Below are 23,665 nucleotides of genomic sequence, written 5' to 3'. Positions count from 1 at the left end.
CGGGTGGGGCGTCATTTGACGGCGCCGGCGACGAGGCCGGTGACATAGTACCGCTGCAGCAGCAGGTACAGCACGATGCACGGGATGGCGGTGACGGCGACGCCGGCCTGTGTGAGGCCCCAGTTGAGGGTGCCGAGCTGGTTGGAGGCGAGCACGGTCAGCGTCACGGGCAGGGTGAACTTGGCCTCGTCGGTGACGAGGATCAGCGCCGCGAAGAACTCGTTCCAGGAGGCGAAGAACGTGAACAGCGCGGTGCTGATCACGCCGGGGATCGCGACCGGCAGCAGGACGCGGGCCATCGCGCCGACGAGCCCGCAGCCATCCGTGAGAGCGGCCTCCTCGATGCTCGGCGGCAGCGCCGCGAAGCTGTTGCGCATCAGGAAGATGCCGAACGGGAGCTGGAACGTCGTGTAGACGAGGGCGAGGCCGAGCAGCGTGTTGCTCAGCCCCATGCCGTGCAGGATCGAGAACAGCGGCGTGATGATCGCCTGGAACGGGATCATGAAGGTGGCCAGGATGACGAAGAACAGCACCCCGCTGCCGCGAAAGCGCAGCTTGGCGAAGCCGTAGCCGGCCAGGGTGGCCAGCACCACGGTCAGCAGGGTCGCGCCCGCGGCCACCACGAGGCTGTTGCCGACGTGCTGCCAGACGCCGACCTGTCCCGTGTTCCCGAGAGCCGTGTAGTTCTCCGGCGAGAGCCCGTGCGGGTAGAGCGTGGGCGGGTTCTCCGTCGCCTCGGCGGGCGTCTTCAGCGACTGCGACAGCATCGTGTACAGCGGATAGAGGGTGACGACGGAGACGCACAGGCAGGCGGCCCACCAGGCGGCGCGCGGGAGCGTCCGGCGGACGTCGGCGATGAGGTTCATGAGTGGTCCGAGTTGCGCAGTAGGAGCATCTGCAGGGCGCTGACCGCGGCCAGCACGACCATGAGCATGGCCGACAGCGCGGCGCCGTAGCCGAGCTCGAAGTTGATGAAGGACGTGCGGTAGATCTGGTAGACGGCGGTGATCGTGCCGTTGGACGGCCCGCCGTTGGTCATGATGTAGAACTGGTCGAAGGCCAGCAGGGAGCCGGCCACGGAGAAGACCAGCACCAGCGCCAGGGTCGGCCGCAGCAGCGGCAGCGTGACGTGCCGGAACACCTTCCACCGGCCGGCGCCGTCGATGCGCGCCGCCTCGGTCAGCTCGCCCGGGATCGACTGCAGGCCCGACAGCAGCAGGAGCATCTGCATGCCGGCGACCTTCCACACCACCATCGCGGTGACGATGAGCAGGCCGCTGGTGGCGGTGGCGAACCAGTTGGTGTCGCGGCTGCCGAGCCCGGATCGTACGGCCAGGTCCGACAGCGGGCCCAGGCCGGGCTGGGCGAGGTAGAGCCACAGGTACGCGGCCGCCGCGAAGCCGATCACCACGGGCAGGAAGAAGACGGACTGGAAGATCCGCGCCGCCCGGCTCTCGCGGTGCACGAGGAAGGCCAGCGCGAGGCCCGCGGCGAACAGGATCGGGGTGATCAGCGCGGTGTATTCGAGGGTGAAGCGGATGGCGTTCAGCCACTCGGAGTCGTCCAGCGCCTTGATGTAGTTGGCGAGCCCGACGAACTGGTGCTCGCCCAGCAGTGGCCACTCGTGCAACGACATCCAGAACGTCATGACGAGCGGGACGAGGAAGAACACGGTGACGACGGCCAGGGCGGGTGCCACCATGGCCATCCCCAGCAACTGGCGGCGCCGTCCGGTGGTGAGCCGGGGCCCGCGTGGCCGCGCCGGTACGGCGGTGCCCGGCCTGCTCGGCGTCACGTTCGGGATAGCGGTCTCGGTCATGCAGCCCTCCTTCGGCCGGCTCGGCCGATGTGGTGCGCGCCGCCGCGACGCCGGGCGCCGCGGCGGGCATCGGTCCTCAGCCCTGGTCGATGATCTGCTGGGCGGCCTGCTTCGCCGCGGCCTGCGCCGCCTTGATGTCGCCGGCGCCGAACACCGCCTGGTTGATCATCTTGGCCCAGGGGCCGTTGTTGTCGTTGATGATCGCGTTCTCGACCACGCTGTACGGGGTCTGCCCGGTGGACATCGCCTCGCCGAGCACCTTGTAGCGCGGGTCGAGCGGCGCGTAGATCTTGTCGATGAGGTCGGTGCGGATCGGGACGATGGAGTTCTTCGCCAGGATGGTCTGCGCCTCCTCGCTGGTGGCCCACTTGATGAAGTCGTAGGCCACGGCCTTGTTCTTGGCGCTCTTGGTGACCGCGATCTGGTCGCCGCCCGCGAACGAGGCGGTGCCGCCCTCCTTGCCCACGATCGGCGTGGCCCCGAAGTCGAACTTCTTGTCCGCCACCAGCGTCTGCACGAAGAAGGCGCCCAGGTTCACCATGCCGACCTTGCCGCTCTGGAAGGACTGCGGCTGCACGCTGCCGCCGTCGGTCTTCGCCGAGGGAGGCATGAGCCCTTCGGTCCACATCTGGCGGTAGAAGCTCAGGGCGTCGGTGACCTCGGTGCTGTCGAACAGCGCGGACTTGCCGTCGTCGGACAGGATCTTCCCGCCGCTGGCCCACACGTGCGGGGCGAACTCGAAGATGTTGCAGCCGCCGCACTGGCCGGCCATGGTGAAGCCGTAGTAGTCGCTGCCGAGCTTGCGGATCGCCCGCGCCGCCGTCAGCATCTCGGCGTAGTTCGCGGGCGGCTTGTCGGGGTCGAGGCCGGCCTTCTTGAACAGGTCCTTGTTGTAGAAGGTGACCGACGCCTCGGCGGTGAACGGCAGGGCGTAGGTCTTGCCGTCGTAGACCGCGAGCTTCCTGTGCGCCTGGCTGAGCCCGTCCTTCCAGGTCAGCGAGTTCAGCACGGGGGTGAGGTCCTCGAACACGCCCTTGGACGCGAAGTACGGCGCGTACACCAGGTCGATCGAGGTGATGTCCGGTCCCGCCCCGGAGGCCGCCGCGGTGCCGAACTTCTGCACGAAGCTGCCGGACGGCACGATCGTGACCGTCACCTTGCCCTCGTGCGTCTTGTTGTACTGGTCGGTGAGGAGACTGATGAAGCCCTTGGCGCTGTCGCGCACCCACAAGGTGGCGGTGCCGGTCGGCTTGTCGCTCGCGGCCGACGTCTGACCTCCGTCGCCACCCCCACAGGCCGAGACGGCGATCGCGAGAGCGGCCACCACGGCCGCGAGCCTCGTAGTTCTCATGGTGACTTCGCTTTCTGCCCGCGCCGCGTGCGGGCGGTGAGCCGGGCCGCCTCCGGGCGGCCCGGCGGGGGGTGGGAGGAAGCCGGTCAGGCGGTCGGGATCCACACGCGCATGGCTCCAGGGCCGCGGTTGGCCCAGGCGTGGTACGGGATGGCGGTGAAGGTGATCGGCGTACGGGCCGCGGGAGCCGGGCCGTACGGGCGGTACAGTTCCGCCTCCGGCGGCTGGATCGTGCCGGACAGGCGCAGCCGGACGGGTGTGACGTCGCCTGGCGTGCGCTCCTCGACGACAGGGGACGAGGGGTCGAGGCGGAGCTGCTCGACCAGGACGTCCTCGGGCAGGTCGGCCTGCTCGACGCAGTACACCAGCGGCCCGCGCATGACGGTCACGCAGCCGCGCACGGCATCGACGCGCTCGTCGGCGCGCACCAGGCGCGGCGTCATCGGCAGCGTCAGGCGCACCGTGGCGCCGTCCTCGCACGCCACGCGCAGGTAGTCGCCGGGGACGGGGCCGGCGAGCACGCGCCCCCCGCTCACCGCGACGGTGGCGCCGGTGGCCCAGGCCGGTACCCGGACGGCCAGTTCGCCGCCGCCGCTGACGGTCACCAGCACGTCGCCGTCCCAGGGGTAGCCGGTCTCGACGACGGCGGTCAGCCTCTCCCCGGTGAACGTGCCCGCCGTGAGCAGGTGCAGGTGCACCCCCTCTGGGCCGGACGTGGCCGCGTAGCCGTTCATCGAGGCCAGCAGGCGGGCCAGGTTCGGCGGGCAACAGGCGCAGTTGTACCAGGGCAGGCGCTCGCTCGGCGCGTCCTCGTGCGAGCCGTCGTGGCCGGTGCGCAACTGGAGGGGATTGGAGTAGAAGAAGGCGGTGCCGGTGTCGTCCATGGAGGCGGCGATCGCGTTCAGCAGCGCGCGCTCCATCTCCTCGGCGTAGCGGGCCCTGCCCGTCGCCAGCAGCATCCGCCAGCACCACTGCAGGGCCGCGATGGACGCGCAGGTCTCGGCGTAGGCGCGGTCCGGGGGCAGCTCGTACGGGTCGCCGTAGGATTCGTCGCGGTGCCGCGAGCCGTGCCCGCCGATGATGTACATCTTGGTGCCGAAGGCGCTGTCCCACAGCCGCTCCATCGCCTCCAGCAGTGTCTCGTCGCCGTTCTCCAGGTAGACGTCCGTGACCCCGGCGGCCTGATAGAGCTGCCGCACCGAGTGTCCGATGGCCTCGGTCGCCTCCCGTACCGGCAGGTGGTCCTGGTAATACTGCGAACCGAAGCGGCCGACGTGCAGCGAGCGATGCCCGCGGCGTTCGACCTGCAGCTCGGCGGCGCGCAGGTAGGACTCGTCGCCGGTCTCGCGGTAGAGCTCGACCAGGGCCGTCTCCACCTCGGGATGGCCGTCGACGACCGGCCGGCCGTCCGCCCCGAACTCGCGCACGATCTGGTCGGCCACGCGCCGGGCGACCGCGAGGAAACGCCCGTCGCCGCCGCCGCGATGCAGCGCCACGGCCGCCTGCATGAGGTGGCCCGCGCAGTAGAGCTCATGGGTCCACTCGGGGTCGGCGAACGGCTCCCTGCCCGGGGTGCCCTGGACGTAGGTGTTGAGGTAGCCGTCCGGGGTCTGCACCTGTTCGAACAGGTCCGCCACTTCCGACAGCAGGTCGGCCCACCGGTCGGTGCCGCTGCGCCCGGCTTCCCAGCCGATGGCCTCCAGCGTCTTGTACAGGTCGGAGTCGGCGAACCAGGGGCCCCTGAACGTGCCCTGCGGGCCGTCCGGGCCGGCCGTGGCCAGGCGCCGGAAGTTGTCGATGGCGGCGGTCCGCTCCACGTTGTCGACGCAGTGCGCAATGGTGGCCGCGGCGTTGAGCTCCTGCCAGCCGCCGAGCAGGGAGGCGGGGTCCAGCCGCGCCGCGTCCAGCGGCATCGGTGCAAGTCGCGCCGGCCTTCGCGGTACGGCTGGGCCCATGATCCGGGTTCGGGGCGGCGCGTCTTGAATGTGCACGTTCTGCTGTTGCCTCTCGTGGAGATCGCGGAGCGGTCGGCAGGGTCGCTGAAGACGCCGTCCCACCGCTGCGCGGGTGACATCGGGATCGATCGCAGGTGGACGGGGGAGTGAGGGCGGCATGGCCACGTCAGGAAACAGGAATGAAACGTTTTCCCGTCCGTCAACATAGGACTGTGTCGCTGAACCGGTCAAGACCCCTGCCCGCCGGGCAGCACGAAAACCAAGCTCAGAACGTCGCCATGAAGAGCTGGTGGCCCGCGATGGCCCCGGCCGCCTATCGGCGTCAGCTCTCGCTGATGTAGCGTGTAGGAAAATTTTCCTCAGCGGGACCGCATGATTTCCGGCTTACTCTTGTGATCGAGCAGCCCCCGTCACCTATCACGAAGAACAGCACATGACCGAGGATCTTTCTCCCCAGGCCGCAGGCCGTCGCGTCGGCATCGCGGACGTGGCCGCCAGGGCCGGCGTGTCCTTGGGCACCGCGTCCAAGGCGCTCAACGGCCGTGGCAATCTCCGCGAGGAGACCCGTGCCCGCGTGCGCGCCGCGGCCGAGGAACTGGGCTTCGCCCCGAACACCATCGCGCGCAGCCTGCTGTCCGGGCGCACGTTCACCGTCGGCGTCATCACCACCGACAGCTACGGCCGGTTCAGCATCCCCGTAATGCGCGGCGCCGAGGACTCCCTGGCCGCCGGCGAGATGATCGCCTTCCTGTGCGACAGCCGCGACGACCCCATCCGCGAGCAGCACCACCTGCGCAAGCTGCTCGAACGCAGGGTCGACGGCATCATCGTCGCCGGGCGCCGCACCGACGCGCGCCGCCCCCTGGGCCACGACCTGCCCGTCCCCGTCGTGTACGCCTTCGCGCCCAGCAGCGACCCCCACGACTGCAACGTCGTCAGCGACGAGCGCGGCGCCGCCCGCCTGGCCGCGGAGCACCTGGTCAAGACGGGCCGCCGGCGCATCGCCCACATCACCGGCCCGCACTCCCACGCCTCGGCCCGCGAACGCGCCGACGGCATGATCGAGGCGCTGGCCGGTCACGGCCTGGACCTCGTCGGCGAGCCCTTCTTCGGCAACTGGACCGAGGCATGGGGGCGCTTCGCCGCTGCCCAACTGCTGCGAGCCCACCCCGATGTGGACGGCATCTTCTGCGGCAACGACGTGGTGGCCCGCGGCGTGACCGACGGGCTGCGTGAGGCCGGGATCGCTCTTCCCATGCAGGTCGGCGTCGTCGGCGTCGACAACTGGGACCTGGTAGCGGAGGCTGCCCGGCCGCCGTTGACGACAGTCGACCTGGGGTTGGAGGAGATCGGCCGCCGCGCCGCCGAACTCCTGCTGGCCGCCATCGACGGCCACCCGGAGCCAGGCCACCACGTCGTGGCGGGCCACCTCGTCGTACGCGAATCCTGAACCCGGCATAGCGGCCGGACCTCACACCCCTCCGCTGCCCCCCGCTGACGGTGCGCGTCGGCGCGTCAGGAGCGCCATGCCCTCATTCCGTGGGCGTCACGGTGATGGTGTGGGTCACCGTCGGGACGGGGTCGGTCGCGTCCGCCCGGTCGTAGACGCCGACCGCCCATGCCCCCGGACGCGACCTGATCTCCGCGACCAGCTTCTCCAGGGCACCGGGTTGCCGTACGAGCGGCATCGGAAGGTACTCGCCATCGCACCAGCCCACGTCCTTCCTGGCCACCGTGCATCCCGCGTACGGGTCGGGACCGGTGCCCCGCCTCGGGCTGAGGATCGGGGCGTCGGCGGGCAGAACCCAGACCTCGAACTCCTGTGTGCGCTTCAACCACCCGGACGGTGCCGACTCCTTGTTCTCGCTCATGGTCATGCCCTTCGGCCCGCACCGGCTCACGGTGCCGCCCTGCCTCCTCGTCCGGACGATCACCCACGCGTCCGGGTCGGCGCAGACGATCCGGTAGGAGGTGAAGAAGCTCAACGGCCGAAACTTCACCGTCTTCTCGGCGGGCACCCTGGCGGACGACTCACTCGCGATCAACGGAGCGGGAGGCAGAGCCTGCTTGTTCTCGGGCGGCAGACCGGGTGCCGCCGAGACCGTCACCGTCGTCGGCGGCCGTTCCACCACCTGGGCCGTTCCCACCAAGACGCCCTGAACGCCCAAGGAAGCGGTGGCGGCCACGGCCAGGCCCGCGAGCGTGAGACCCGCCCTCCTGCGCCGTCTGATGCGGCGGCCCCGTCGGACGATCTGCTGGACGTCAGGAGAGCCCGGAGCGACGCCTTCGGCCAGAGCCGCGCGCAACTGCTCTTCGGTGTAGCTCATCGTTCCACCTCCGCAGGCTGGATTTCCGGATCGACGCGGAGCCGTTTCAGTGCGCGGCCGAGCTGCGTCTTGACCGTCCCGAGCGAGCATCCGAGCACCTCGGCGCACTGGGTGAGCGTCAACTGCTCGAAGTAGTGCAGCACGACGATGGCCCGCTGACTCCTCGACAGGCCGGCGATCGCCATCAGGAGCGCCTGCCGCCGGACCACCTCGGTGGTGAAGTCGTGGGGGTCGGGACGCTCGGGCACGTCCACGGACGGCACCTCATCCCGCCATTTCCTGCGCCACCAGGAGATATGGGTGTTCACCACGATCCGGTACACGTAGGAATCGGGGTTGGTCCTGATCCGTCCCCACGCCACCCATGCCTTCGCCAGTGCCGTCTGCACCACGTCTTCAGCGGTCGCGAGGTCTCCCGTAAGCAGGAAGGCCGTATGTCGTAACCGGTCGTAGCGTTGCACTACGAAGCTGTCGAAACCATCGTCCATCCACGAAGCTCCCTTTCTCACGGTGTCATAGGTATCGACGCGATGGAGGACCGGTTCCGGATGACAGCGCGTCCCGGGTTTCGTGAGGACTTCGGAGGATTCAGCGGCGGGGGCCTTTTAGCGCCGGCGATCGTGACCCGCCCCCCAGGGGTGCCCGATGATCTCGATCGCGGAGGCAGGGCTAAACTGTCCGGGATCATCGGGAAAGGATCATCATGTTGCGCATTGTTCGGCGTTCCGCCATCACCGGCGCGTTCGCGATGGGCGTCGCCATGGCCGCCGTCGGGATCGCGCCCTCCCCGGCCTCGGCGACGCCGCCGTACGCACTCGTCAAGCTGGTCTTCAACTGCTCGCGCGTGGGCCCGGTGTCTGTCACCGTCGAGGGGCCGGGCGTCGCCGCCAGCGCCCGAAACAACAAGGGTACGAGCCGCTTCCGCGGCCGGCCCGGCGTCTTCAAGGTGAAGCGGCTCAGCAACGGCCGGATCGCACCGAAGAGCGCGTCCATCAGGATCGGGAACTTCTCCACCCGCACCATCAAGGTCTGCTCCAGCAAATGGTGATCCCTGGAGCCGGGCGGATCGACGAGGACGGGAAGTAGCCCGTCAGCCAACCGGCGGTCCTCGAGACCCTGTCGTGAGGTCGCCGACCGGTGCTCCCACGACGGCGCGACCGCGGCGCCGTGGCTGCGGCCGACCAGGCTGATCCGTACGGCCGGCGGCAGCGCGGAGACCAAGAACCTCAGCCGCTCCGCCGGCCGGATGGTGGCGATCTCCAGGTTGGCCAGGTCGGGTGTGCCGTAGCCCAGCAGGCCGATCATCGCAGTCCCCGGCCCAAAACGTGGCTGCTCTTGACCGAGCGGGCGGCCATGCCGTGTTCCAGCCGGTTGAGAATGGCCTCCGCCGACGCTGTCGGGGAGGCCATTCTCATGCGTCCGGAGGATCTGTGCGGGAATCAGCAGACGAAGGTCTGCACCATCCATCCTGACACGCTCTGTCCGGTCGGGGGGACGTACCACGTTCCGGCGCCGACCGTAGCGGAGTACACCCAGTTGGAACCGCCCCAGTACCAGGTGTTGGCGCAGCGCTCATTGCCGATGTAGAAGGCCTCGGCTTGCTGCCAGCCGAATGCGACGTTCGTGCGCCAACCGCGTGCCAGCACCGCGTCGAACCCTCGAGGGTCATCGTAGTCGCCGTCGAGCCAGCGAATCGTCCCGACGCCGCCGTTGCTGTCGCTCCTGTTGTGGATGTAGCTCACCAGTGCCGCGGCTGCTCGAGACTCGCTGTCCGGGGACGATATCTTGTTCTCCTCTCCCGGCGCGACTAACTGCGGAGCAGGACTCGGCGTGGCGCTTACGGGGGAGCCCAGCGAAATCGCGGCGAGTAATGGCAGAGCCAGTACCACCAATCTTTTCAGATACTTCATCGCACCCCTTCTCGTGGAGTCGGATACCAGCGATGTGCCAGTAGGCGACATCGCTGAATAACCATCACATCCTTCTCAGGGAACTGGTGAGGTCATTCAACAGCCATTTGTCGGCCATTTATCGGCCGCTTCGCACCTGGGCCCATTTCCTCAATCCGGCCGAGCCGAAGACCTTGGCCGCATTGATCAAGAACGGGACGACGAAGGGGACAGGCAAGGAGTACGACGGCGTCAAGATCGCTTACACCCTCACTCTGTCCTCAGCGGGCCTGGTGAGCAGGGTGCAGACGTCGTACACCGTGTCGCGCGACGGGGAACTCGACGAGGTCACCGTCGACAGCCGCTACACCGGGTGGGGCAGCAAGGTGTCGATCAAGGCGCCGGACCCCGACACGGTGACCAGCAAGTTCCGCTGACCCTCACCTTCCGCCGGCACCCAGGGCGGCCAAGCCTCCTCAAGGCCCGGGCGCTCGGAGCAGCGCCCGGTGCTGGGTAGACGGACATGTGGTCGTTCGTCGGCGTGGCGATGATCGTGAGCGCATCGCGGGAAAGTCCGGTGCATCGATGATCTGCCGGCCCCTAGCATGCGTGGGTGAATCTTTCGCATCTCGGCGCGCCGGTCGGGCCGATGATCCGCGTCCACGGCGGGTTCGCCAACCGGATGTACCGGCTCGACACCGACCAAGGATCGTTCGCGGTGAAGGAGTTGAACCTCGTCGACCGCCGCTGGACCTATCGCGTCGAGGACGTGTTCAGGTTCGAGCGGGCGGCCTTCGCCGCCGGCATCCCGATGCCAGAGCCGATCTCGGCCGGCCACGACACGCTCGTTCACCGATGGGTCGAGGGAGAAAAGGTGCCCGAAGCACCGGTGTCGGCGGCGTACGCGTATGAGATCGGTGAGATCCTCGCGCGCATCCACGCGCTCGACGTCGCGTGGACCCATGTGCCGATCGAGGACCCGACGCCACGGGACTGGCCCGAACTCGCCGCGCGGGCGGCGGCGACCGGACAGCCGTGGGCCGACGAACTCGCCTCTCACGTCGAGACGTTCCTCGCGATCGCCCACTTCGTCGACACCTGTGAACGGCCAGGCCCCGTCGTGCTGACCCATCAGGACATCCAGTCGTGGAACCTGCTCGCTCGAGAGGGTCGGCCGGTGGTGCTCGACTGGGAGCTCTCGGGGATGCTCGACCTGTCCAGTGAGCTCGGCTCGACCGCGCTGAGCCTCGCGAAGGGACCTGGCTTCGACGACATCGAGCCCGCCATCTTCCGCTCGGTCCTCGACGGTTATGTCGCGGGGGGCGGGGTGCTGCCACCGTCAGGTCCGAGCTGGTTCGTGTTCATGATCGGCGGCTGGCTGGGGCACACGAGGTGGAACATCCTCCGGTGCCTCGACGGTGTTGAGGCGAGCACCGGCCCTGACCTCGCGCTGTCGCACGAGTCCGTGCGCAACGGCGTGCGCGGCCTCCCCGACCTGTTCGGCCGACTTCCGGAGCTCGAGGCGCTGCTCGTGTGACATGCCGCTGTCCACGATGCCGGGCGCACGATGCAAGGAGCGACTTGCTTCCACCATGACGTCGCGGGGGAGCCCCCGGCAGGGCATGAGTCCGGTACGGTGTCCAGAACACAGGAGGAGCTCCCACCGGGAGGCAACTTGGGCCCCGCTGGGGGAGTGCTCGCCCGCGCCGCCCGGTCCGTGGCAGCTCTGTCGCGCGCCGACATCGGGCGCGACAGTTCAGCGCCTGAGTTCCTCGTCGGAGTCGAAGAACTCCCAGGAACTTACTTTGTAAAGGCGGTCGGGATCGTACAATCCATTTCTGAAATCCCCACAACGGCACGGGCTTCGCCCGTACGTCCTCTAAGACCAAGGCCTCGCAGGTCAGCGGCGGATTGGATGCAGGGCAAAGTCGGGTGTGGCCAAGTCGACGTCGCATCCGCACCGGGCCACGCCCAGCAGGTGTCCCACCGCCCACGGGTCATGGGCCGCAGCCCTGCCTTCGTCACGCCGTAGGCCGGCATGTCCGGGTCGCCGACCGGCGGGCGTCGGCGCGGATGCGCGCCGGTCGGCGATCCTTGTCGATGGGCCTCAGCCGGAGACGTCGGGGGTGGCCCAGGAGTCGCGGAAGGCGTAACGGGCCGGGGCGCTCTTGTAGCGCAGGAACGCCGACCCCGTGGTCGTGCTCACGGCGGTGCTGGTGTGGTAGAAACGGCAGCCCTCGTAGATCATCTTTCCGTTGGTGAGGGACGAGCCCGCCGCGTCGACGAGGTGGTAGCCGCCCAGGATGCAGTCCTGATAGCGGACGATCGGCAGCCGGCCCGAGTCGGCGGCGTACCGGTGGAGGTTGAAGTCCGCGGCGGTGGACCGCTGGATGGCGGCCATGTCGGAGCAGGAGGTGAAGGTCACGCTGCCGTTGTTCCAGTTGCAGTCGATGATCTTGTGTTTCTCGCCCTTCGGCTCGAACCTGACGCCGTTGACGTGCAGCCTGGTCGCGGTCATCTCACCGTTGGGCAGCGGCATGTAGAAGTATCTGATGTCCTGCGGCCCCAGTTCGGCGTCGTTGACCGTCGACCAGGAGCCGCCGAGCACGTTGATCGAGCCGCCCCGGTCGAACCTGAAGAAGTCGCCCTTCGCCACCGCGAAATTGCAGGAGAGCATGAAGTAGTTGAGGAACTGGTTCTGCTGGTTGCGGTCGGCCGGGCTGGAGATGCCGCAGTGCAGGAACGCGTCGGTGTAGGCCGACTTGGTGTCGGTGGAGCACAGGATGAAGTGGTGCTCGCTGTTGTTGTTGGCCTCGTGGTCGCCGTCGATGCCGATGACCCGGTCCCACGTTCCCTTCCACTCGATGTTGCGGTAGACGAAATACTGGTTCTGGCCGAATCCGTACTCGGGGAACTGGGGCTGGCCGGTGAGGGCGTCGACCGACCAGAAGTAGGCGAAGCGGTTGTTCGGGTTCGTCGAGCTGAAGCTCATGTCTTCGAAATAGGTGTAGCGCAGGCGTACGGCCGCGGTGATCAGGTTGTTCTCCCGCGGGTCGGCGGTGGCGGCGAAGTCGGTGTCGAAGAAGACGTTCGTCACGCGCGGGCCGCAGCCGCGAAAGCGCAGACCGAAGATCTGGTCGGCCTTGCCGTTCGTCGGCGACCACATCAGGGTGTCCTTCTTGGTCACCCGGTAGTTGCCCGGCGGGAAGAAGATCTCCTTCTTGACCACGCCGCCCGAACGACCGGCGATCGCCGCCGTCACCGCGGCTCTGATCGCGTCGGAGTCGTCGCTCACCCCGTCGCCCTTGGCGCCGTGGTCGGTGACGTCGATGGTGTGGGCCGTGGGGTCGGCGGCGGCGGACGCGGGCTGCGCGCCCCACACCGCCATGGCGCCTAGGCCCGTCGCCGCCATCCCCAGACCCAGCGCCCTTCTGCTTAACGGCTCGTTGTCCTGCTCGTTGCTCATCGGCATGAAACCACTTTCTCTCCATCGTTGATCGTGCAATGGACGATCAAGCGAGGTGGTGCGATCGAGGCATGATAGCGACGTTCTTCCTCAGCGGCCCGCGGCTTCTTCTCGGGCTCTGGAGGACGTGCCACCTCGGTGAAGGACCGCGGTCTGTGGACACGTCGGAGAGTGAGTGCGGTGGCCGGGCACGCGGCCGGGCATGAACTTGGTGAGCGCGGCGTCGCGCTGATCCACCCGCGAAGGCCGGGGCTGCCAGCCGAGGCGGGCAGCGCGGCCGCACGACACGATCCCGGCGTCACGTCCGGTCACGGCCGGGCTCACGGGCCTCGCTGTAGTCCTGGGGGAATTTCCAGTTGATCAACTTTGCTCTGGCCGACCGGACGGACCAGGCGTGGTGTTTGACCGTTTTGACCAACGCCGTCATCACTTGGACGACCGAGTACTACTCCCTTTCGTCGGCGTACACAGTGCCATGGCTGAGGAGGAGAACGGCCGGAAGTCGCCGCTTTGCCAGCCCCTTTCGATGCCCAAGACGATGGTCATGTCGTGCCGGTTCTCACCGATGAAGGCGAGATTGCCCCGGATGAAGGCTTCAAGTTTGGCAGGGGCGTATCGGCTTCGGCGATGATGGCCGTCATGTATTCGGCCGCGGGGGTGGAGACCGCTGTGGGTACCTCGGCGACGAGCTCGCCGTGGCCGGCGAAGTGGTAGGAGATGAGGCGACGCTTTGCCGTACCCGATGTCGGCGATTGTCTCGATCGCGCACCGCACGATCTGGGCCCGGCGGGCCGTCTCGGTGAAGGTGCGCCCCCTTCTGAACAGCCTGTCGGCCCTTTGACGGCATGGTCAAAAACATGAGCAAGGGTGCCAGTATGGGGTCCATGGAGTTGGCACTGGAGCTCACCGGGTTATCGATGACATTCGCCGGTCGCACCGTGGTGCACGGCATCGGGCTGCAGGTGCCGAGCGGCACGTTCTTCGGTTTGGTGGGGCCGAACGGTGCGGGGAAGACGACGTCGCTCTCCATGGCGACCGGGCTGCTTCGGCCGCTGGCGGGCACCGTGCGGGTCTTCGGAGTGGATCTTTGGCGCGATCCCGCGCGCGCCAAGGCGATGCTCGGGGTGCTGCCCGACGATCTGGCGCTGCCCGAGCGTCTGACCGGGCGTGAGGTGCTGACCTATCTGGGGCTGCTGTACGGGCTGGACAAGCAGGTCGTGGCGGAGCGGGCTCAGGAGTTGCTGGCGCTGCTGGGCTTGCTGGAGGCTGAACGCACGCCGGTGGCCGGCTACTCGGCGGGGATGCGCAAGAAGATCGGGCTGGCCACGGCGCTGCTGCACGCGCCGCGGCTCCTCGTGCTCGACGAGCCGTTCGAGGCCGTGGACCCGGTGTCCGCCGCCACGATCAGGGCGATCCTGCAGCGGTTCGTCGGCTCCGGCGGCTCGGTGGTGGTGTCGAGCCACGAGATGGCGCTGGTCGAGCGGTTGTGCGAGCACGTTGCGGTCATCGTCGACGGGAAGATCGCCGCCGCGGGTCCGTTGCATCAGGTACGCGGAGCGGGCAGCCTCGAGGACGCGTTCATCCGCCTGGCCGGCGCCGAGAACACGGTGGCGGAAGGGTTGTCGTGGCTGTCGTCCTGATCCGCATGCGGCTGCAGTTGCTGTGGCGTGTCACGAACGGCATGCTGATCGCCGGTGTGCCGGCGGGTCTTCTCCTCGCCGTGGCCACCTTGATCTTCGGGACCTCCGCGGACGTTCTCGCCGCCGCGTTCGCCGTGTGGGCGCTCGGCTGGCTGATCGGGCCGCTGTTCACCGGCGGCGGCGACGGCGGCCTGCGCCCCGAGTACTTCACCCGGCTGCCGATGACGGCGCGCGGGCTTGCCAGGGGACTGCTGGCCGCCGCGTTCGCGGGTCCAGGACCGGTGATCACCGCGGTGGCGTTCGCCTCATTGGTCGTGTTCGGCGCCCGCCTCGGTGTGCTTCCCGGACTGGTCGCGGTGCCCGCCGCGGCCGCACAACTCGTCCTGGTGATCCTCGCCTCGCGGGTGGTCGTGGGTCTGCTCGGCGAGGTGATGCGCACCCGGCTCGGCGCCGCGCTCGTCGCGCTGCCGTGGGCGGCGGCCATCGCCGCAGCGTCCAACATCGGCATCGTCGCGCTCGCGCTCGCGCGCCATGACGTGGACGTCAGCCGCTGGCTGCTGGTCCTGCCCCCCAACTGGGGGATCGTCGCAGTGCAGGCGGCGGCGAGGGCCGACTGGCTTGTGTGCGTCAGCGCGTTGACCGGGCTCACGCTCCTGATCGTCATGCTGCTGGCCGCCTGGGTCCGGCTGCTCGATCGGCGCATGAGCGGTGTTCTCGCCCGCCGGACCCGGCACCCGGCCGGCGACGGGCTCCTGGTGCGGCACCTTCCCGCGACCCCGCTCGGCGCGGTCGCGACCAAGGAACTGCGCGAGTGGTCGCGGGACACGCTGCGCTCCTACCACTGGTACTTCGCGATCGCGTTCGGCCTGTCCCTGTGCCTGATGCCGCTGGCCATCGATCTCACCTGGTACCTGCCGTGGACCGGCGCCGCGATCACCTGGATGGCGGCGGCCGCAGCCTCGACACTCTTCAGCACCGACGGCACCGCTCTGTGGCTGACCCTGATGCGACCGGGCGCGGAGCGGACGGACGTGCGTGGCCGGCAACTCGCCTGGCTGCTGAAGGTGGCTCCGCTGAGCGTCATGGCCACCGTCGCCGGAACCGCCCTGTCGGGGCTCCCTTGGGCCTGGCCGCCCGCACTGGCTCTGCAGGCCGTCGCGCTCGGCGCCGGCGCCGGCCTCGTGGTCCTGCTGTCGGTGATGGCACCGGTCCGGATGCCGGACGTGCATCGCCGTACCGGAAACGCCGCCGCCGACGGCCCGAACATCGTCGGGCTGGTCTGGGCGATGATCGGCCTCATCGCCGCGTGCGCGCTGCCGTCGGCCGCCGCCATCACCGCCGGCCACCTCATGAACCTGATCGTGTTGCAGTGGGCCGGCGTGGCACTCGCCGTCGTGACCGGAGCCGGCTACGCGTGGCTGTTCGGCCGGATCGCCTATCGCCGGCTGCAGACAGCGGGCCCGGAACTGCTGTTCCGGCTGCGCACCGGGCGATCCGCCACAACGGGGCGAGTCGCGGCCCCCCTGCCGGGCCACGGCCGGCGTACGTTCCTGATCGGCCTGTGCCTGGGGACTGCTTGGACTCCGCTGTTGTCGGCGGTGCTGTCCCTCGTCAACCTGGCGACCCGCACGCCGAGCCGTACCTTCTGGACCTTCCCCCTCGGCCTCCCGCCCGCGCTGCAGGTCCCGGCCATTGTCGTTCTCGCCGCGACCTCGCTCGTGCTGTACGTGCTCGCGTTCCGCACGCTGCTGACCCTCCGGCATGCGCGCGCCCAGCCGGCGAGCACGCCCCACTAACCTTCATCATCGGCTACAGCCGGTGACGTACGTGGGTTGCTGGAATCGGTGATCAGATCACGCGAATCATGAATCGCGGCCAAACGTGGGCAGCCAGGAGGGTGCTCCTGACCGCACGCTTCTATGACTTATCTGTCACATCCGGCCGCCGGCCCGCCCGCTGGAGCGTCGCAAGAGCGCCCGCCGCGGCGGCCGCTCCATCCCCCGCACCCGGCTGGAGACGCTGTTCACCGACGCTTCGCACGCCCTGCGAGAACGGCTGCTCTGGCGGCTGCTGAATGAGACGGCCGCCCGCTCCGAGGAGATCCTCACCCTGAACATCGAAGACCTCGATCCCGAGTTCCGCCGGGCCCGCGTCACCTCCAAGGGCGGCGCGATCGAGTACGTACATTGGGCCACCCCCACGGCCCGACTGCTGGCCGGCCGCACGAGCGGGCCGGTGTTCCTGGCCGACCGCCGCGCTCCCACCTCCGGCCCCAGAGTGCCCGTGGACGGCGACATCGACCCCACCACCCGGCGCGGCCGGCTGTCCTACCCGTCATGGCGTTCGCCTTCACCGAAAGCGAATCGACACCACAGTCACAGAGCCGTGCATCGTCGCAGCTCAGGCAGACCCCGTTGGAAATTTCCCCAGGACTACAGCAAGGCCTCACGGAGCCGCATCGGCCGGTTCGTGCGGCGCGGGCCGGGCGGACCAGCGGCCGGCGGTCTTGGCGGTCTCGATCGCGGCGCGGCCCGCCGGGCGCATCCGGCCGGCGGCCGTCAGCGCTTCGGCCTTGGCGACGTTGATGGCGGACCACGGGCTCCGGCGGGTGCGCGGCGAGTAGCGCTGCAGGTAGTAGTCGCCGTCGTACGCCCTGCGGTGGCTGTCGATCCAGCCGTGGCACAGCGCCTCGTCCAGGGCCTCGTCGAGGGTGACGGTCGTCGCGTCGCCGCTCTTCTTGGCGATCAGCAGCCAGACGTCGCGGGCGGTCTCGTGGTGCTCGGCGAGCCAGGCTCTCCAGGCGGCGGCGTCGTGCAGGATCAGGGCGTTGCCGGTCAACTCGCCGGTCATCGTGCCGGTCATCGTGGTCAGCCCTTCCGGCCCGCGAGGACGTCCATGTAGTGGTGGTTGACCATGAGGCCGAGGATGTTGCCGAACGGGTCGCGCACTGAGGCGGTGACGAACCCGGGGCCGCGCTCGGTCGGCTTCTCGAACGGGGTGGCCCCCATCTCCAGCAGCCGCTCCCAAGTCGCCTCCAGGTCGTCGACGGCCCAGTAGACGATCGCCCCGCGGTCCTCGGTGCTCCAGCCGTCCGGGGCGTACCGCGTGTCGATGATGCCGAGTTCGTGCTGGTAGTCGCCGACGCGGAACTCCACGTAGGCAGGGTCGCCCTGCTCGGGCCGCTGGAAGTAGGCCGGTACGCCGAGGAACTCGGCGTACCAGTCGCGGGCGGCGGCGACGTCTTGGGCGTGGAAGCTGATGGTGGTGAGTCCGCGGAGCATGTCCTGCTGCCTTCCGTTCGGTGGCTTGTGAGATCGATCCTTCCAGGCAAAGCGCTCATCTCATGAGCACTTTCAGCAGCCGGGAATGTCGACCTCACGCACGGGTGCCAGCGCGGCCGGTGGGAAGTCCGGCCACTGCTGCCCGTAGTGTTCCTCGCCCTGCAGGTACTTGTCGGCGAAGGCTTGGGCAGCGGCCAGGATGTGCGCGACCTGCCGCGTGGTGAGTTCTCCCGACGTCAGCGCCTCGCCCAGCTCGTGCAGATCCAGTACCCGGTAAGGACGTCCGGGCGGACCGACGATGAAGTCGACGTAGTGGTCGGTCACGCGGATCATGTCGCCGCTCTCCCGGATCTCGACCAGGTCGATGTACCACCAGCCAGCGCGTTCCGGCTTGAACACCACGGGCTGGTTGAGCTGTACCGATTCATCCAGGAGCAGGAAGGCACGTTGCCGGCGCCCTGCGTCCGGGCGAACGTAGATCCCTTCCGGGATGTCGAACTCGTACGCTGCGACCCGGCCAACCCGGACACCCGGGCACGGCACATCGCCGCGCAGCACCGTGACCCGCTCTGGGGTCACTTCCATGTGACGGTGTCCGGCTGTGCCGTGCTGGTGGTCACGATGGGCGGCCGTCAGCCGTCGAGTGCGGTGCTGGTCCTTTCGCGGCGGTCATGGGACTGTTCCAGGTCTTCATGAGTTCGACCAGGCGCCCGCTGTAGCTACGTTCGGCTTTGGTGTAGTCCTGGCCGCCGGGGCCGAAGGACCAGGCGATGGCGTTCATCTCCTCCTCGTCTCTGGAGGGGGCGGTTCGGAAGAAGGTGGTCAGGCGTTCGTCGATGGTGGGGAACCGGTTGGCGGGCAGTTTGAGGGCGTAGAACCCGACGCGGTGGATCTGTCCGTCGGGCACGCTCATGGTCACGGAGAAGGTGTGTCCGTCGGACGGTGTGAAGGCCGCCATGTCGTCGAGCAGGGTCGGCTCGGGCGGGTTGCCGCCCGCCAGGGCGATCAGCTCTTCGGCCGTGTCGGGGGTGATCTTGCGGGACGTCCGGAAGTAGAGGTTGGCGCTGCCGCCGTGATAGTCGACGGCGACGTGACGCACGGAGGTCAGCCCCAGCGCGCGGAAGCGCGGCTCGTGCAGGCGCAGTGCCCGGGGGACGTGGGACGCGCCGAGCACCTGCTCGACCGGGCGCATCCCACCCAGGTAGACCCAGGTCTTGGCGAGGCCGCGTGCGGCGTCGAAGTCGCAGAGTTCGGTGGCGGCGTCGCCGTACAGCGCGCTCCAGGAGGCGATCAGGTCGATCAGCGGGTGGCCCGGGTCCAGGAGTCCGGCGCGGATCGCGGTGCCGATCGAGTCGGTGCGGCGGCGTTCGTAGAACCGGTAGTTGAGCGGGCCGCCGGGTGCGTCGGTGGTGCGCCACAGGACGGCGCCGTCGCGGAAGCTGCCGGGGTAGGCGTTCAGGACCGTCCGTGTCACCGGTTCGGAGTAGGCCGCACCGATCGCGTCGGCGGTCGTCCTGATGTCGCGCAGGAACCGGTCGGGGGAGAACGCGAGTGAGGTGGTCATGGGCGCTCCGATCGGTGGGGGCCGTCGTTGAGACGGGTCCAGGCCCCGTAGTGGGTGTTACCCAGGACCATGCTGCGGCTCTCCTGCACCGCGCGCTCCAGTGTCGCGACGAGTTGGTCGTCGACGACCAGGCCGTCGGGCAGGGCGATGCCGGCCTGGCGCAGGAGCGGTTCGACGGCTTGGACGGCGCTACCGAGCCAGGTGAAGACGGTCGAGCCGGGTTTCCCGCCCGTCATGGCCCCGGAGTCGACATCCGGCCACGGCAGGCCCGCGTCCAGGAACACCCGGGTGAGGTGGCGGCCGAAGTCCGGGGCGATCCCGTGGGCGCGGAACAGGGCGCCGAGCAGGGCGTAGCAGTCGTTCCAGAGTGCGCAGCGCGGGACGCTGACGTCCGGGTTGGAGACGTCCATGTCGTGCATGACGACGATGCCGCCGGGGCGGACGAACCCGGCCAGGCGGCGCAGCGTGCCGGCCGGGTCCGGCAGGTACTGCAGGACGAACCTGCCGACCAGCGCGTCGAACGGTCGCCACGCGGCGCCGGACCCCACCGGATCGAACTCCGCCAGATCGGCGTTGGTGAAGCTCACGATGTCCGTGAACGCGGCGGACGCGGCGCGCCGGCGTGCCGTGTCCACGGCGGCGGGCTCGCGTTCGACGCCGACCACGCGCCCGCCGGGGCCGACGATCTCCGCGGCGATGAACGCGACGTCGCCCAGCCCCGACCCGACGTCCAGGACGGACATGCCCTCGGTGAGCCCGGCGCGGCGTAGCAGCCGTGCCGTCCAGGGGCGTACGTAGGACGCCTGGATGAGCAGCCTGCGCTGTTCCAGTGCCGCATGACCGAGAAGGTAGCCGGTTGCGTGCTCCGCCGTGTCAGACATGGACCGCCTCCGCGGATGGGGCTGGACGTCATTGAACGGTACGCCGGGCGGGAACCGGTCGGGCGGTGGCATCCAAAACGATCTCAGTCGCGGAGGGAATCGGGTGTGCCTGTCGACGCCGACGGCACGTTTCTGTATCGCGGGGTCTCCCTTCGGGGTCTCAGTTGGTGGACCGCTGCTCTGACGGATCGGGTGGAGCGAAGGCGACCGGTTGGGGTGGTCGATGTCAGCCGGGCGTGCTGCCGAGGGTTCCTGGCGTGGGCTCGGTGTCCCGGTTCGTGGGCCGGGGGCGCAGGAGGAGGACGGCGGTGAGGATCGCGGCCACGTAGAAGCCGCCCGCGCCGAGCAGGCCGGTGGTGTAGCCGCTGGTGAGCGCGTCGGGCAGGGGTGTGCCCGGGGGCCTGCTCGTGGTGGCGGTGACGGCGATGCCGGCCAGGACGGCCAGGCCGAGGGCGCCGCCGATCTGCTGGCTGGTGTTGACCAGGCCGGAGGCGATGCCGGAGTCGCGCGGTGCGACGCCCTTCACGCCGCCGATGGTGGCCGCGACGAAGCCGATGCCCAGTCCGATGCCGCCTGTCAGTTGGGCGGGCAGCAGCACGAGCAGCGGATTCTGGTCCGGGGGCAGTAGGCTGAACCAGCCCATCGCCGCGGCGGCCACCGCCATCCCGATCGTCAGGACGATCCTGGTGGAGGTGCGGGCCTGCAGTCTGGGGCCGATGACGCCGGAGCCGAGGCCGATGCCGATCGCGAACGGCAGGTAGGCCAGGCCGGTGGTCATGGGCGAATACTGCTTGATCGTCTGCATGTAGAGGGTGAGGAAGTAGAACGTGGCCAGCTGACCGGCGCCCATGAGCAGCATGACCAGGTTGGCGCCGAGCCTGCCGCGGTCGGCAAGTACGTCCGGGGGCAGCATCGGGCCGCGCGCCGTGCGCTGGATGAACGCGAACACCACGAACAGGGCCACGGCAAGCGCGCCGAAGGCCAGGGTGAGCCCGTCCCCGACACCGTGCGAGCCGACCAGGTTGATCGCGTACACCAGCGCGCCGAGGGCGAGCGTCACGGTGGCCGCGCCGGGCAGGTCGAGTCCGCCGCGCTCGCGGGTGCCGGGCACCAGGACGGAGGATCCGGTGAGCACCAGGAACGCGATGGGGATGTTGACGAACATGATCCATCGCCAGCCCGCGTATTCGGCGAGCGCGCCGCCCAGAAGCAGGCCGGCGACCGAGCCCAGGCCGCCCATCGCGCCGTACACGCCGAGCGCCTTGTTCCGCTCCGGTCCGGCGGGGAAGGTGTCGGCGAGCAGGGACAGCGCGGCCGGGGTGACGATCGCGGCGCCGACGCCCTGCAACAGCCGGGCGGCGATCAGCACGGCCCCGGTGCCGGCCACGCCGCCCAGCAGGGACGCGGCCAGGAAGACGACCAGCCCGGCGCGAAACAGCCGGCGCCGGCCGAACAGGTCGCCGGCGCGGCCGCCGGCGAGCAGCAGACCGCCGAAGGCCAGGGCGTAGGCGGTGAGCAGCCAGTCCAGGTCGGCCTCGGCGATGCCGAGCCCGGCTCCGATGACGGGCAGGCCCACGGTCACGATGGTGCCGTCCATCACCCGTGGACATCCGTCCTGCTCATCGTTCGGCAACCCTTCGTGAATAGGTGTCGGTCGCCGGCATGACGGACGATCCCGGGGAAAGGTGACCGGGTGCGTCGCCGATGGAGAGGAACGCGATCGTGACGTCCCATGACTTCCTGGCCGACCGGTTCCAGGGGCACCGTCCCCATCTGAAGACGGTCGCCTACCGCATGCTCGGCTCCAGGATCGCCGCCCTCGACATCCTGTCCGGCCCCGACCGGCTGGCCCAGCTCGACCTCACCCGCCTGGAGCCGTGAAACGCCGAGGGATGCCACACCACCTACGCAGTGCCTTGGATGCGCCGGCGTCGAAACGGCAAGCTCGGCTGGGCTGTGCAGTGGGCATGGTGCGCATGCTGGGGGTGTTCTGACCGACGATCCGCTGGCGGTTCCGCCGGACGCGGCGATGGTTGTCCCGGGTTGCGCGCGATGGACAGGCTCACGCTCCAGCGGCGGGAGGGCTTTCTGGACGGGCTGCGCGCGTGGGCGGCCGAGACCGCCGACCGGGAATGAACCCGCCGTCAGTCACGGTCGGGCGCGGCCTTGGCCTTCGTGCCGACGCCGCCGAACAGGGCGAGGCCACTGATGACGATCCGCGGCGTCCCCCGCCTGCTGCGGACGGCGCTCCTGTCGAACGCGCCGAACAGGCCGAAGCCCTTGACCTCGACCTCCACGTCGTCGGGCACGACGACCTCCGTGTACCCCCACAGGGCGAAGGCGCGCACCCGGATCTCCTGACTCGCGAAGCGGGCGTCACGCAGGTCGATCTCACCACCGCCGAACACCGACAACGACGTGAACACGCGCGGGGCGACCCAGCGGCCCTTGCGGCTGAACCAGCCGAACACGCTGATGGCGAAGCGTGAGCCGGGCTCGTCCCGCACCACCAGCGAGTCCGTCCGGGTCGGCCCGGGAAGGCCGCGCCCCGCGTACCCGAGCTCGCCCTGGGTCTTGGCCCCGTAAATCTCCGCCAGCCGCTGGTCCAGTTCGGTCAGCTCGATCCGGCCCGCGGCGGCAGCCTCCTGGAGTCGCTGGGCCACCCGGTCACGGTCCTCGTCGGAGGGGCGCACCTGACGGTCCGCAATGTAATCGGGGTGCTCGGCCATGCTCTCGGTCCTATCTTCGCGATCGACGGGGCGGGACCATCTTATTCTCCAAGTGGAGAACAAGTCAGTCGGCCGACTCCAACCCGGACTCCTCCACCATGTGGGCGCCCATCATCCGCGCGAGCTGGATACGGAACTCCGCCGCGTGCGCCGGCTCGTCCGGATCGTGGTTCATGCCCGCCAGCCACGACCGGCCGCCGATGGCGAACCCGTACGCGGCCGACAACCCGATCAGCGCCACCGCCTCGATGCGCGACCTGCTGGGAACGGGCCGCCCCGCGAGCGCGTCACGGATCCCGGCCTCGATCGTGTCGATCAGCTCCACCAGCTCCGGCCGCGTGGCGCCCCGGTAGTCGGCGTGCATCTCAGCCCAGACGAACAGGCGCAGGTAACGCTCGTCCGCCAGGGTGTCGAACACCACGTCCATGATTCCCGCCGCGGTGGGCACGCCGTCCTCGGCCCGGATGCGTTCACGCACCTGCGCTTCGATGCGATCGTTCTCGACGCGCAGCACCTCCCGCACCAGAGCGGCATAGGTGCCGTAGTAGTGGGACACGAGCCCATGGGCGACACCGGCGGCCTCGGCGATCTGCCTCAGGCTGACGTTGTCCGGGCCCCGTTGCCTGATCAGCTCGGCCGCCGCCGCCAACAGCTCGGCGCGTGATTCCGCGGGGTTGCGCCTGCGTCTGGGTGCCATGTCCGGCAGTTTATTGTCCAATGGACAATAGGGCGTGAAGATCGTTCCGCGACGTCCGACTACGAC

General features: G+C 69.2%; 24 protein-coding genes. 7 read left to right on the top strand and 17 right to left on the bottom strand.

Going from position 1 to position 23,665, the window contains the following annotated elements:
* Positions 1-11 precede the first annotated feature (11 nt).
* The 4 genes from FAF44_RS09085 to FAF44_RS09070 form a co-directional block, all read right to left on the bottom strand.
* Entirely contained in the window at positions 12-866 is an 855-nt protein-coding gene (locus FAF44_RS09085) for a carbohydrate ABC transporter permease (protein ID WP_237102593.1), read from the bottom strand.
* Positions 863-1,819, bottom strand: a complete 957-nt coding sequence (locus FAF44_RS09080) for a carbohydrate ABC transporter permease (protein WP_237102592.1) — start codon at positions 1,817-1,819, stop codon at positions 863-865. Before FAF44_RS09080 ends, FAF44_RS09085 begins: the two co-directional genes overlap by 4 nt.
* Positions 1,820-1,895: 76 nt before the next feature.
* Positions 1,896-3,170, bottom strand: coding sequence for a sugar ABC transporter substrate-binding protein (locus FAF44_RS09075; protein WP_237102591.1), 1,275 nt, complete (start codon positions 3,168-3,170; stop codon positions 1,896-1,898).
* 86 nt (positions 3,171-3,256) lie between these two features.
* Complete coding sequence (locus FAF44_RS09070) at positions 3,257-5,083, bottom strand: glycoside hydrolase family 127 protein (protein WP_237102590.1); 1,827 nt, start codon at positions 5,081-5,083, stop codon at positions 3,257-3,259.
* A 475-nt stretch (positions 5,084-5,558) separates the two neighbouring features.
* On the opposite strand from FAF44_RS09070, the gene FAF44_RS09065 reads away from it, so the two are divergent.
* Positions 5,559-6,575, top strand: a complete 1,017-nt coding sequence (locus FAF44_RS09065; protein ID WP_237102589.1) for a LacI family DNA-binding transcriptional regulator — start codon at positions 5,559-5,561, stop codon at positions 6,573-6,575.
* Positions 6,576-6,657: 82 nt separating this feature from the next.
* On the opposite strand, the gene FAF44_RS09060 is transcribed toward FAF44_RS09065, so the two are convergent.
* From FAF44_RS09060 to FAF44_RS09045, 4 genes are all read right to left on the bottom strand, one after another.
* Positions 6,658-7,452, bottom strand: a complete 795-nt coding sequence (locus tag FAF44_RS09060) for a hypothetical protein (RefSeq protein WP_237102588.1) — start codon at positions 7,450-7,452, stop codon at positions 6,658-6,660.
* Positions 7,449-7,940, bottom strand: coding sequence for a SigE family RNA polymerase sigma factor (locus tag FAF44_RS09055; protein ID WP_237102587.1), 492 nt, complete (start codon positions 7,938-7,940; stop codon positions 7,449-7,451). The genes FAF44_RS09060 and FAF44_RS09055 overlap by 4 nt, the downstream gene beginning before the upstream one ends.
* Before the next feature lie 196 nt (positions 7,941-8,136).
* Positions 8,137-8,757 (bottom strand): hypothetical protein, encoded by a 621-nt coding sequence (locus FAF44_RS09050; RefSeq protein ID WP_237102586.1) that lies wholly within the window; start codon positions 8,755-8,757, stop codon positions 8,137-8,139.
* 134 nt (positions 8,758-8,891) lie between these two features.
* A complete protein-coding gene (locus FAF44_RS09045; RefSeq protein ID WP_237102585.1) occupies positions 8,892-9,362 on the bottom strand; it encodes a hypothetical protein in 471 nt (156 codons plus the stop codon).
* Between the two features lie 182 nt (positions 9,363-9,544).
* Between FAF44_RS09045 and FAF44_RS09040 the strand changes: the two genes are divergently transcribed.
* Positions 9,545-9,778 carry a hypothetical protein gene (locus FAF44_RS09040; protein ID WP_237102584.1) on the top strand — a complete coding sequence of 78 codons (234 nt, stop codon included), beginning with the start codon at positions 9,545-9,547 and terminating at the stop codon, positions 9,776-9,778.
* Between the two features lie 176 nt (positions 9,779-9,954).
* On the top strand, positions 9,955-10,878 hold the full coding sequence (locus FAF44_RS09035; protein WP_237102583.1) for a phosphotransferase family protein: 924 nt from the start codon (positions 9,955-9,957) through the stop codon (positions 10,876-10,878).
* A 570-nt stretch (positions 10,879-11,448) separates the two neighbouring features.
* Here FAF44_RS09035 and FAF44_RS09030 read toward each other — a convergent pair.
* Entirely contained in the window at positions 11,449-12,813 is a 1,365-nt protein-coding gene (locus tag FAF44_RS09030) for a glycoside hydrolase family 55 protein (protein ID WP_237102582.1), read from the bottom strand.
* A gap of 543 nt (positions 12,814-13,356) precedes the next feature.
* Here FAF44_RS09030 and FAF44_RS09025 point away from each other — a divergent pair.
* The 3 genes from FAF44_RS09025 to FAF44_RS09015 all read left to right on the top strand — a co-directional run bounded on the left by FAF44_RS09025 (position 13,357) and on the right by FAF44_RS09015 (position 16,243).
* Complete coding sequence (locus tag FAF44_RS09025) at positions 13,357-13,521, top strand: hypothetical protein (RefSeq protein WP_237102581.1); 165 nt, start codon at positions 13,357-13,359, stop codon at positions 13,519-13,521.
* 203 nt (positions 13,522-13,724) lie between these two features.
* The gene (locus tag FAF44_RS09020) at positions 13,725-14,447 is read left to right on the top strand and encodes an ABC transporter ATP-binding protein (protein ID WP_237102610.1); all 723 of its coding nucleotides are present in this window, start codon (positions 13,725-13,727) and stop codon (positions 14,445-14,447) included.
* A complete protein-coding gene (locus FAF44_RS09015) occupies positions 14,432-16,243 on the top strand; it encodes a hypothetical protein (protein ID WP_237102580.1) in 1,812 nt (603 codons plus the stop codon). Before FAF44_RS09020 ends, FAF44_RS09015 begins: the two co-directional genes overlap by 16 nt.
* A 649-nt stretch (positions 16,244-16,892) precedes the next feature.
* Here FAF44_RS09015 and FAF44_RS09010 read toward each other — a convergent pair.
* From FAF44_RS09010 to FAF44_RS08985, 6 genes are all read right to left on the bottom strand, one after another.
* Positions 16,893-17,309 carry a YdeI family protein gene (locus tag FAF44_RS09010; protein ID WP_237102579.1) on the bottom strand — a complete coding sequence of 139 codons (417 nt, stop codon included), beginning with the start codon at positions 17,307-17,309 and terminating at the stop codon, positions 16,893-16,895.
* Positions 17,310-17,314: 5 nt separating this feature from the next.
* A complete protein-coding gene (locus FAF44_RS09005; protein WP_237102578.1) occupies positions 17,315-17,728 on the bottom strand; it encodes a VOC family protein in 414 nt (137 codons plus the stop codon).
* Between the two features lie 72 nt (positions 17,729-17,800).
* The gene (locus FAF44_RS09000; RefSeq protein ID WP_237102577.1) at positions 17,801-18,313 is read right to left on the bottom strand and encodes a DUF402 domain-containing protein; all 513 of its coding nucleotides are present in this window, start codon (positions 18,311-18,313) and stop codon (positions 17,801-17,803) included.
* A 31-nt stretch (positions 18,314-18,344) separates the two neighbouring features.
* Positions 18,345-19,292: an aromatic prenyltransferase gene (locus tag FAF44_RS08995; RefSeq protein ID WP_237102576.1), complete on the bottom strand. Its 948-nt coding sequence runs from the start codon at positions 19,290-19,292 to the stop codon at positions 18,345-18,347.
* Entirely contained in the window at positions 19,289-20,173 is an 885-nt protein-coding gene (locus FAF44_RS08990) for a bifunctional 2-polyprenyl-6-hydroxyphenol methylase/3-demethylubiquinol 3-O-methyltransferase UbiG (RefSeq protein ID WP_237102575.1), read from the bottom strand. Before FAF44_RS08990 ends, FAF44_RS08995 begins: the two co-directional genes overlap by 4 nt.
* 226 nt (positions 20,174-20,399) lie before the next feature.
* A complete protein-coding gene (locus FAF44_RS08985; protein ID WP_237102574.1) occupies positions 20,400-21,770 on the bottom strand; it encodes an MFS transporter in 1,371 nt (456 codons plus the stop codon).
* A gap of 125 nt (positions 21,771-21,895) precedes the next feature.
* Between FAF44_RS08985 and FAF44_RS08980 the strand changes: the two genes are divergently transcribed.
* Entirely contained in the window at positions 21,896-22,054 is a 159-nt protein-coding gene (locus tag FAF44_RS08980; protein WP_237102573.1) for a hypothetical protein, read from the top strand.
* A gap of 263 nt (positions 22,055-22,317) precedes the next feature.
* Here the strand turns inward: FAF44_RS08980 and FAF44_RS08975 are convergent, their stop codons facing one another.
* Positions 22,318-22,902, bottom strand: a complete 585-nt coding sequence (locus FAF44_RS08975; RefSeq protein ID WP_237102572.1) for a DUF1707 domain-containing protein — start codon at positions 22,900-22,902, stop codon at positions 22,318-22,320.
* 64 nt (positions 22,903-22,966) lie between these two features.
* Positions 22,967-23,599, bottom strand: coding sequence for a TetR/AcrR family transcriptional regulator (locus FAF44_RS08970; protein WP_237102571.1), 633 nt, complete (start codon positions 23,597-23,599; stop codon positions 22,967-22,969).
* Positions 23,600-23,665 lie beyond the last annotated feature (66 nt).

It is taken from the genome of Nonomuraea sp. MG754425 (assembly GCF_021699195.1).
Classification (GTDB): domain Bacteria; phylum Actinomycetota; class Actinomycetes; order Streptosporangiales; family Streptosporangiaceae; genus Nonomuraea.
This window is presented reverse-complemented; position numbering and strand designations above follow the sequence as displayed.

Coding starts and splice junctions, on each gene's coding strand:
- FAF44_RS09085 (WP_237102593.1), bottom strand. CDS start 866: ATGAACCTCATCGCCGACGTCCGCCGGACGCTCCCGCGCGCCGCCTGG.
- FAF44_RS09080 (WP_237102592.1), bottom strand. CDS start 1,819: ATGACCGAGACCGCTATCCCGAACGTGACGCCGAGCAGGCCGGGCACC.
- FAF44_RS09075 (WP_237102591.1), bottom strand. CDS start 3,170: ATGAGAACTACGAGGCTCGCGGCCGTGGTGGCCGCTCTCGCGATCGCC.
- FAF44_RS09070 (WP_237102590.1), bottom strand. CDS start 5,083: ATGCCGCTGGACGCGGCGCGGCTGGACCCCGCCTCCCTGCTCGGCGGC.
- FAF44_RS09065 (WP_237102589.1), top strand. CDS start 5,559: ATGACCGAGGATCTTTCTCCCCAGGCCGCAGGCCGTCGCGTCGGCATC.
- FAF44_RS09060 (WP_237102588.1), bottom strand. CDS start 7,452: ATGAGCTACACCGAAGAGCAGTTGCGCGCGGCTCTGGCCGAAGGCGTC.
- FAF44_RS09055 (WP_237102587.1), bottom strand. CDS start 7,940: ATGGACGATGGTTTCGACAGCTTCGTAGTGCAACGCTACGACCGGTTA.
- FAF44_RS09050 (WP_237102586.1), bottom strand. CDS start 8,757: ATGATCGGCCTGCTGGGCTACGGCACACCCGACCTGGCCAACCTGGAG.
- FAF44_RS09045 (WP_237102585.1), bottom strand. CDS start 9,362: ATGAAGTATCTGAAAAGATTGGTGGTACTGGCTCTGCCATTACTCGCC.
- FAF44_RS09030 (WP_237102582.1), bottom strand. CDS start 12,813: ATGCCGATGAGCAACGAGCAGGACAACGAGCCGTTAAGCAGAAGGGCG.
- FAF44_RS09020 (WP_237102610.1), top strand. CDS start 13,725: ATGACATTCGCCGGTCGCACCGTGGTGCACGGCATCGGGCTGCAGGTG.
- FAF44_RS09010 (WP_237102579.1), bottom strand. CDS start 17,309: ATGACCGGCACGATGACCGGCGAGTTGACCGGCAACGCCCTGATCCTG.
- FAF44_RS09005 (WP_237102578.1), bottom strand. CDS start 17,728: ATGCTCCGCGGACTCACCACCATCAGCTTCCACGCCCAAGACGTCGCC.
- FAF44_RS09000 (WP_237102577.1), bottom strand. CDS start 18,313: ATGGAAGTGACCCCAGAGCGGGTCACGGTGCTGCGCGGCGATGTGCCG.
- FAF44_RS08995 (WP_237102576.1), bottom strand. CDS start 19,292: ATGACCACCTCACTCGCGTTCTCCCCCGACCGGTTCCTGCGCGACATC.
- FAF44_RS08990 (WP_237102575.1), bottom strand. CDS start 20,173: ATGTCTGACACGGCGGAGCACGCAACCGGCTACCTTCTCGGTCATGCG.
- FAF44_RS08985 (WP_237102574.1), bottom strand. CDS start 21,770: ATGGACGGCACCATCGTGACCGTGGGCCTGCCCGTCATCGGAGCCGGG.
- FAF44_RS08975 (WP_237102572.1), bottom strand. CDS start 22,902: ATGGCCGAGCACCCCGATTACATTGCGGACCGTCAGGTGCGCCCCTCC.
- FAF44_RS08970 (WP_237102571.1), bottom strand. CDS start 23,599: ATGGCACCCAGACGCAGGCGCAACCCCGCGGAATCACGCGCCGAGCTG.